Genomic DNA, 1,541 nt, shown 5'->3' on the forward strand with positions numbered 1-1,541 from the left:
GCCGGGGGCGGAGCGGCCGGGTTCGGCGGGCGCCGCGCTGCCGGTGGTGCAGCCGCGCCCCGCGGAGGGCGGCGCGTCCCCGGCGGGCCCCGGGGCCGCTGCGACCGGGCCCGTACCGACGAACGCGCCGACGAACGCGGCGGCCCCGCCCCCCGGCCCTGGCACCGCCCGAAGTCGGCGACCCCACCCCGAGGCCCCCGGCCACGGCGACGACCCCCAAACCCGGCACTCCCCCGGCTTCCCGAACGCGGCGGGGCGCTCCGGCCCGTACCGCGCTGATCCGCCGCACCCCGGCCAGCCACGCACCGGACTCGGGGCGCCGCTGCCCGCGCTGCCCCCCAGCGCCGCCTGGCTGGCCCCGGTGCAACGTGTCGTACGCGAAGACGGCGGTAACTCCCTTGATAAGGACGACCGTTCGCCAGGTGAACTCCGTTCGCCGGAGCGATCTACCGGCGTCTCAGCGCGGGACCGCGCGTCGCGTGCGGGCGGTCCGTCCACCGGGGCGGGGAAGGCGCCCCTGTTGGGAACGGCGGGGACACAGCAGAGTGGGGCGGCGCCGCCCGCCACGGCACAGGGGCACGGTGTGCTGGTCTCCCCCGCGCTCGTCCAGCGCGTGGTGGCGCCGGCGCACCCGGCACCGGCCAGCCGACTGCCACGGACCGACACCAACTCGCCCACACCACAAGGGACTCCGTCCCAGCCCGGCGCCCGCACGACGCGTGAGACCGAGGCCGGCCACCCGGCACACCAGGCTCACCCGCTCCGCGACGCGCACGGTGCGCCGCGGGCCACCGCGGTCGGTGCACCACGATCCACCACGCCGCGCGCCGCGACTCCGCGCGCCGGCGGGCCCGTACCGGTGGTCGTGGCCCGTTCCGTACGCGGCGACGGGGTCGCGGGTGGGGCTCCGGACGGCTCCGGGGTGCCGGTGGCGCGCGCGGTCCGCCTGTTGGGGGCCCGTCCGCTGGTGCCGGGCATCCGTCGGACAGCCGCGGCGGCGTCACCGGCACCCGGCGCCAGCCGCCCGGTGGTGGCGCCCCGCTGGCCCGGCGCCGCGCCCTCGGGGACGACCGAGCCACCCACCGGCCCACCCACATCGCCTGGCCAACACGCCATGCCCACCCACACGCCCACCACCAGGTCGCAACCACCCGCGCAGGCGCCGCACGTCCTCCAGCGCACACCCACCGCGCCGGTGTCCCCCGGCAGCCCGTACACCGCTTCGACCACCGCCTCACCCGACGCCGTACTGCAACTCTCGGCGGACCCGCCCCGCCCCGTACGGCCGAGCCCTCCGGGGACCCTGCCGGGGACGGCGGTGGCCTCCGGCGCCGTGCCGTCGTGGGCGCCACTGCCCGTGGCCACGCCGCGCGCCGCGGCATCCGGCCAGCTCCCGGATGTCGCCGGGCCCATAGCAACCGGCGGGCCCGCGCACGCACCGGGCGTGCCGCCGGTACTCGCCCGGTACCCGACCGTGCCGGCCACGGCGGCGGCCACGGGGCCGTCCGCGCCGCCGGGGCCGCGCGGGGCCCCGGCCGTGC

The 1,541-nt window shown here is 79.9% G+C and carries 1 pseudogene; it reads left to right on the plus strand.

Annotation, left to right across the window (positions count from 1 at the left end):
* Positions 1 to 1,114 precede the first annotated feature (1,114 nt).
* Positions 1,115 to 1,541: pseudogene (locus ACMA1D_RS31895) on the plus strand (hypothetical protein); the annotation flags it as partial.

Source organism: Streptomyces sp. 796.1 (assembly GCF_047525675.1).
GTDB lineage: Bacteria > Actinomycetota > Actinomycetes > Streptomycetales > Streptomycetaceae > Streptomyces.